The 6821-nt window shown below is 52.4% G+C and carries 6 protein-coding genes; 4 read left to right on the top strand and 2 right to left on the bottom strand.

The window, feature by feature from the left end; translation table 11 throughout:
* Window positions 1–164: 164 nt before the first annotated feature.
* From CA13_RS16900 to CA13_RS35305, 3 genes are all read left to right on the top strand, one after another.
* Window positions 165–773, top strand: coding sequence for a hypothetical protein (locus tag CA13_RS16900; RefSeq protein ID WP_146398557.1), 609 nt, complete (start codon window positions 165–167; stop codon window positions 771–773).
* A gap of 17 nt (window positions 774–790) precedes the next feature.
* Window positions 791–1444 (top strand): hypothetical protein, encoded by a 654-nt coding sequence (locus CA13_RS16895; RefSeq protein ID WP_146398555.1) that lies wholly within the window; start codon window positions 791–793, stop codon window positions 1442–1444.
* 62 nt (window positions 1445–1506) lie between these two features.
* Window positions 1507–1653 carry a hypothetical protein gene (locus tag CA13_RS35305; RefSeq protein ID WP_419194471.1) on the top strand — a complete coding sequence of 49 codons (147 nt, stop codon included), beginning with the start codon at window positions 1507–1509 and terminating at the stop codon, window positions 1651–1653.
* Between the two features lie 71 nt (window positions 1654–1724).
* Here CA13_RS35305 and CA13_RS16890 read toward each other — a convergent pair whose 3' ends face one another.
* A complete protein-coding gene (locus CA13_RS16890; protein WP_419194470.1) occupies window positions 1725–3785 on the bottom strand; it encodes a S46 family peptidase in 2061 nt (686 codons plus the stop codon).
* A 293-nt stretch (window positions 3786–4078) separates the two neighbouring features.
* Here CA13_RS16890 and CA13_RS16885 point away from each other — a divergent pair, with 293 nt between their 5' ends.
* Window positions 4079–5146, top strand: a complete 1068-nt coding sequence (locus tag CA13_RS16885; RefSeq protein ID WP_419194469.1) for a glycosyltransferase family 9 protein — start codon at window positions 4079–4081, stop codon at window positions 5144–5146.
* Between the two features lie 97 nt (window positions 5147–5243).
* Here CA13_RS16885 and CA13_RS16880 read toward each other — a convergent pair whose 3' ends face one another.
* Window positions 5244–6821 carry a sulfatase family protein gene (locus CA13_RS16880; RefSeq protein WP_146398553.1) on the bottom strand — a complete coding sequence of 526 codons (1578 nt, stop codon included), beginning with the start codon at window positions 6819–6821 and terminating at the stop codon, window positions 5244–5246.

Genomic DNA, 6821 nt, shown 5'->3' with positions numbered 1-6821 from the left:
GCTGTGTCTGCTGTGTCTGCTGTGTCTGCTGTGTCTGCTGTGTCTGCTGTGTCTGCTGTGTCTGCTGTGCCGATTCGCTACGAAAGACGGTTGGCGGTATACTGACTTGCCGCGAACGCATTGATAGTCATCGGTTTTTGAACTTCGTGGCGAGATAACGATAAATGAGCACCGACAATCCTTTCGATCCAGGCGACTCGGAAAGCCCGAATTCGCAGAACCCTTACTCGCCTGCACAGGACCCATCGGTGGTTGTCAGCAGCAGCCCAGGAAACCTTTCCGATGTTGTTTCGCGAGGCATGGTAGGTCAAGTTCAGATCTTGGGCGTCTTGATGATCGTGCAAGGCATCTTGATGGCATTGATGGCCGTTGGGATTGCATTTTATGCGTTTTTTATGCCTAGCATGCTTGAAGCGATGCAGCAGCAAGCGGCGGCACAAGGGGGAAATGCCCCAACGCCAATGCCCCCCGAATTTGGACCGATGATGATGATCGGCGGTAGCATTTTGGGGACGTTGATCTTCGCCCTTGGGGCTGCAACCGTCTATTGTGGTTTTCGCACGACTCAGTTTCGAAACCGTATGCTCAGTATGGTGGTGCTTTGTGCCGGACTACTCACCGCGTTCACCTGCTATTGTTTACCAACGCAATTGGCGTTAGTCATCTATGGACTCATTGTGCTGCTCAACGGACCCGTGGTCGAAGCGTTTCGTTTTGTCGACCAAGGTCACTCGGCACGCGATGTTCAGAGTGCTTATTTGTCGCGACCTTAACCCATTTGAGACAACTCATGGAATCTTCCAATACGATTGCGGCGCACGAATCACAACCGATCGTCACATCGGATGGTCCGATGCTGCGACCGCTTGGCGTGACCGTTGTCGGTGTATTAAGCATTCTTGGTGGCGCACTTGGTTTCATGTCGTCGTTTAGTGTCATCATTCAAACCGTGGCCGCACCGTTCATTTCGGATTTGTTCAGCCAGGGAGGTCCGTTTCAGGGCTCACAAGCGGCGATGCAGAAAGAGATGTTTGATGTAGTTTCAAGGTACGCGATTCCAAATTGCCTCATCGCAGTCGCCGGAATGGTACTCACCGCGATGATGGTTACGGGCGGAGGTGGTTTGTTCATGAGAAAGCCGTGGAGCCGACAACTGCTTCGCCGTACCTTTTTGTTCATGATCATCTGGGAATTCGTTCGACTAATCCTCAACGGTTTTATGCAGGTCGAAATCATCCCGATCAACCAAGCCTATTTTCAGTCGACCGCTGCTGGTCCGGGTGGCGGTGAAGCAATGGCCCAATTCGCTTCGATCATGACCTATGTCGGGCTGGTTTTCTATGTCGTTTGGGTACTGGTCAAGCTCGGTTTGTTGACCTGGGGTCGAAAGTACCTTGCCAAACCGCACCTCGACGGCTACTGGAATTCTCCGCAACGTAGCTGAAAACGGGTCGCTCGTGACACCGCGGCAAAAGGCTCGTGCTCAATCGCAGCGAGCAAGCCTGAATGGGGCTCGCTGCCAAGCACGTTCGCCGTCATTGCGCGGTGGCTTCGGCAACCGCCTTTCCTGTTGCAGAACCACTTGATCGCCACGGTGTCGTTCGTAACGCCATCCGCTATGGCACCGAAATCGCCGACGTCAACGTCAGCTGATAGGCCAACCAAGTCGAAGCAACTGACAAGCGTAAAAACAACAACGATGCGTAAAAAATCCCTCGCTAAATCTACTTTCCAATCGATTCGGCTAGATCTTTTGCATTGTAGATTGATCGCAGTGCTTCGAGGATGCCGACGCCTGAAACGCTGACCGCCCGAGCCTGGTCGTCGCTGTAAAGATAGTCGCTCGTTAGACTTTGAATGTTTCCATCAAAGATCAATCCAACCAATTCGCCTTTGCGGTTGACCACAGGCGATCCACTGTTGCCACCGATGATGTCAGCCGTACAAACGAAGTTCAGTTGGGTATCCAAATTGACTTCTGCTTTTGCTTTCATCCAAGACGGTGGCAAATCAAAATCAGGCTGCCCTTGGTGTGCTTTGGCATGATCGTAAGCACCGGCGAAGTTCGTGGTTGGATCAATCGACTTTCCGTCTTCGTTGTACCCTTTCACGGTCCCAAAGGCTAATCGCAGCGTGAACGTCGCATCGGGATATCCGCTGGTCCCTTCGATCGCCGTAATTGCCTTAGCGACTTTTGCGTAAGCCTGTCGCTCACGCTCTCGGATCTGTTCGTTCTTTTCGCGAAGACGACGATACTCTGGTTCCAAGGTTCGAGCCAGCACGACGATCGGGTCTTTGCTTCCGAACACCGCGTCATGACCGCCATCGATCAATTCACTGCGGTAGTCGACGTCATCAAGTTTGGTTCCCTCAATCAACGCTGCTGCTCGTTCCCGTGGACCTTTCCCAGTAAGGATTTCCTGTACGAGGCTATTGTCGGCACCTCGCAAGACAATCTGTCGCGAAATCTCGTCCGCCAATTTGACTTGTTCTAAGTCGCGATAGATTGGTGCGGTGCTTAGCAGTTCTTGCATCAAGGATTCGCGTGACGAGTCCGTGAATTCGCGAAGTCGCTCTTCGTTCGGCTTCAAGTCTTCACGAGTGAGCAACACAATCTGAAGAGCGAGATCAAACAGGGTGCTACGCAAACTGACTGATTGATCGAGCATTTCGCGTTTGTCATCTTGAATCGCTTTGATGTCGGCCCAGGCCGATACCAGATCCGCCATTTCAGGATCCTTTTTCAAATCGCTCAAAAGCCGGTCTTCGCGACCTCGTTTGGCGACAAAGGTTTGCGGATCTTGCAGCCCACCTAGCATTCCGGTGTAAGCTTTTCGAGCGTTTTGGATGCCAAACAATTCATCGCGAGCACGTCGTGCTTGTTCGGTCCCTTCGAGCCCAAATTGCTGCATCAAAATTTCTTTACGACGCAAATAGTCGAGCGTGTAGGGAATCCGGTCATCTCGCAAAAACTTCAATGCGTCGACGGTAAAGATTCGCTGGGTCCGGCCGGGATTTCCACTGACAAACACAAGGTCGCCGTCGGCCAGCGGGTCTTGGCACCAACGCAAGAAATGATCCAACTTGGCCGGTTTGCCATCCTCGTATACTCGCATGATCGACGCATCGAGGTTGTAACGCGGATACTCAAAATTGTCGGCGTCTCCGCCAAAGAATGCTGCTTCGGTTTCCGGTGCCCAAACCAATCGCACATCGGTGTATTTTTTGTAGCGGTAAAGGTGGTATTGGGCACCGCCAAAGAGAGTCACCACATTGCTTCGCAATCCCGTTTCATCGAACGATTCTGCTTCGATCGTTGCGATCACCGCGCGACGCTGTTTGACGGCATCTTCGCTTGTCGCGTCCGCCGCAACGGCCCCATTGACCCGCTCCGTGACGTTTTCGATTGCCACAAGTTGATTCAATTCCAAGTCGGGTGCCTTGAGTTCCTCGTCGAGCGTCTTGGCCAAGTAGCCGTTTTCAATCAGGTTCATCTCAGGTGTGCTGAGTTTGTGGAGCGTGTCGCTAGCGACATGATGGTTGGTCAGTACTAACCCATCGCTGGAAATGAAGGAGCCCGAACCACCAACATTAAATCGAACCGATGCTAAACGAAGTTCATCAGCCCAGGCAGAAGTCGCATCAAAATCATGCCGCTGCTTGAGTCGTTCGGTTGGTAACTCATTGAATAGGAACATGCCTTCGTCGCCACGTACTTCGACCGGTAGCGATGCGTTGGTGGTGAAAATAAACATAAGAGGGATCAGCAGTGATGGGATTTTCATGAAGATTCATCAATAGGAGGCATAGGAAGCGAGGGAAACCGACTGGTTCAAACGCTGCAAATTCGGCTCCATTTCAAAATAAGCAACCTGAAATGATATCAAACTTGCATCTCTTCTTTTCTGCGGTTCGCCGTATTCTAGCACTCTATGCGAGCTTTTTAACCAGTCCGAAAGCTGGAAGTGGGTTATTTCCGCCGTCGGTTTCACGATGCGGGGATCACTCTGGCATTGGAGAGGGTTGAAGGATTAGACTCGCACAACGAACCGAGTTTCTCAGGCGAAGGATCGCAAGAATGTCAAATGCCCCAGAATCGTCAACCGTGCCGTCAATCAATCGGTCAGGTCTCCGAATTCTAATTTCTCGCATGAGTGCGATTGGTGATGCGATTTTGACGCTCCCGGTTGCCTGTGCACTGCGGCGCGAGTTCCCCGATGCCTACATCGGTTGGGTGGTCGAGAAGAAATCGGCACCGATGGTGCGCGGTCACCGGACGCTCGACGCTGTGATCGAACTCGAGCGAAAATGGTTCACTTCTCCATCGGGAATTCGTGACGCCCGGGCGAAATTGCGTGGCCATGAATTCGATATTTCGATCGACTGCCAAGGAAACACCAAGTCGGCGTTGGCTGGTTGGATTGCGGGGGCATCACAGCGGATCGGGTACGCGGGTTCGCATGGCGGTGAGCTGAGCCGATGCTTTAATAATGTCCGAGTGGCGCCTGCGTTTCGGCATTTAACCGATCGATCTCTAGAACTCCTTTCACCTCTTGGGATTCATTCGCCAGGCGTGCAATGGGATTTGCCGATTTCCGACGCATCCATTTTATGGGCAAACCGGTGGCGACGAATGGTCAAGCATCCACGGTTGGCTGTCCTGAATCCTGGCGGAACTTGGGCATCCAAATTATGGGAAACCGATCGGTTTGCTTCGACAGCCAAATACCTTCGCGATCGTTACGACTTGAAAAGTGCCGTGGTTTGGGGAACACCCGACGAAAAGAAAATGGCTAATCAGATAGTGGCGCGAGCGGACGGTGCAGCGATTCTCGCACCGGATACTGACCTGCATCACTTAGCCGCATTGATCAGTACATCCGACCTGTTCATCAGTGGTGATACCGGGCCATTGCATATGGCGGTCGCAGTTGGAACGCCTACGATTGGTTTGTACGGCGCGACCCGGCCGGGTGACAGCGGCCCGTACGGCCAAATTGCGTTACAAAAGGCTTACGAGCGAGGTTCACGACGACACCGTCGCCGCGCCGATAACTCGGCCATGCGAGCGATTGGTGTGGAGCATTTGTGCGCCGCGGTCGACGAACTCGAATTCCAGCGAAAGCTAGCCGAGAAGGTAGCTTAAGGTTCGACCGGAATGCGTCGTGGTGGTGTCCTCGAACATTCTATTGCGGATCACCACGACCGATTTGATCGGGTTCGACAAGAACCAAAAAGACGGCTCACCAATTCAGAGCCATTGATTCGTCGCCCTCGGCCATCTTCCCTGGGGCACGGAGCTCGCTTCCGGTTCGCTTGGTTAGTTTGTCGCCGAGTTCCTTGCGAGCTTGTTCGGCAGCAGCCATCAATTCCTTGACAACCTCCGGGTATTTTTCTTTCACATCCGTTGTTTCCGATATGTCGTTGTCGAGATCGAACAAGGACAAAGCCGTTTTGTTCATTTTGTATGAAATCGGTAGACCATCGGATCGACCCTCACGACCATCCAAAGTTCGGTAGGCGTGCGGGAACATTAGTTTAAATCGCTCGCTCCGTACTGCTTGCAATTCCCCCCCTTTGTAATAGCACCAAAAGGCATCATGAGGGGAAACCGCATCCTGTTCCCCGAACAACAATGGGCGGATATCCTTTCCGTCGATTTTCTTTTCGGGTAACTCGGCTCCGATTAATTTTGCGACCGTTGGCAATAGATCGATCGTGCTACAGAGTTTGTCGCAAGTCGTGCCTGCAGGGATTTTGCCTTTCCACTGCATGATGGTTGGCTCGCGGTAACCTCCTTCGAACATGGTTCCTTTTCCTTCACGCAGTGGCGTTGCGTGGCCTGCATGTGTTCCATAAGACAACCATGGGCCGTTGTCGCTTGTGAAGACGACGATCGTATTTTCAGTCGCTCCGATGTCTTCGATCGCTTGAACCACTTGGCCGACTGACCAATCGACTTCCATCACAACGTCGCCAAACAAGCCTTGTCCACTCTTTCCGCGAAAGGTTTCCGAAACGTACAGCGGTACATGGACCATCGGATGAGGCAAATACAAGAAGAAAGGATGATCGTCGTTCTGGTGAATAAATTCGACCGCTTTTTCGGTAAATTGGCGCGTCATTTGTTCTTGGTCGGACGGCTGGACATTGTCATTGACAATTTCGTACCCATGATCGCGGGTCGACGAGATCATTGGCAAATCAGGCCATGGCGATTTGGTGTTTGGGTTCTTCGCTCGGCGAGCTAAGTAATCCGGGTGCAGTGGCCACATATCGTTGCTGTAGGGGATGCCATAGAACACATCAAATCCGTGCTGGGTTGGCAAGAATTTGGGATGATGCCCAAGATGCCATTTCCCAAAGATGGCTGTCGAGTAGCCCTTGGATCGACATACTTCGGCCAACGTCGTCTCGTCCGCATTGATGCCGATGTTGGACTTAGGGCCAAGCGCACCCGAGATGCCGATGCGTCGGTGATAACAGCCGGTCAGCAGTGCTGATCGCGACGCGGAACAAACGGCGGACGAGACGACAAAGTCGGTAAATGTTCGACCATTGGCAGCCATCGCGTCCAAGTGAGGCGTCGGATACTTGGTTCCACCAAATGGATTGATGTCCGCGTATCCCATGTCATCGATGAAGATGACGACAACATTCGGTGGTGAAGTTACTGCTGCATAACTATCAACGACAAAACAATGTGCAACAAATAACGCTGCGATCAAAACCACCGTGGGCCGCAGTGTCCATTGGGAATACCGCAGTGTCCATTGGGAGTACCGACGAGATGCAAGACAGCGGACGATTTGACGTTTCAT

Origin of the sequence: Novipirellula herctigrandis (genome assembly GCA_007859835.1) — a bacterium.
GTDB classification, from domain to species: domain Bacteria; phylum Planctomycetota; class Planctomycetia; order Pirellulales; family Pirellulaceae; genus Novipirellula_A; species Novipirellula_A herctigrandis.
This window is presented reverse-complemented; position numbering and strand designations above follow the sequence as displayed.

What these genes read in the sequence shown, in the direction of transcription:
- CA13_RS16900 (WP_146398557.1), top strand. Translation starts at nt 165, where the DNA reads ATGAGCACCGACAATCCTTTCGATCCAGGCGACTCGGAAAGCCCGAAT.
- CA13_RS16895 (WP_146398555.1), top strand. Translation starts at nt 791, where the DNA reads ATGGAATCTTCCAATACGATTGCGGCGCACGAATCACAACCGATCGTC.
- CA13_RS35305 (WP_419194471.1), top strand. Translation starts at nt 1,507, where the DNA reads ATGGGGCTCGCTGCCAAGCACGTTCGCCGTCATTGCGCGGTGGCTTCG.
- CA13_RS16890 (WP_419194470.1), bottom strand. Translation starts at nt 3,785, where the DNA reads ATGAAAATCCCATCACTGCTGATCCCTCTTATGTTTATTTTCACCACC.
- CA13_RS16885 (WP_419194469.1), top strand. Translation starts at nt 4,079, where the DNA reads ATGTCAAATGCCCCAGAATCGTCAACCGTGCCGTCAATCAATCGGTCA.
- CA13_RS16880 (WP_146398553.1), bottom strand. Translation starts at nt 6,821, where the DNA reads ATGAAACGTCAAATCGTCCGCTGTCTTGCATCTCGTCGGTACTCCCAA.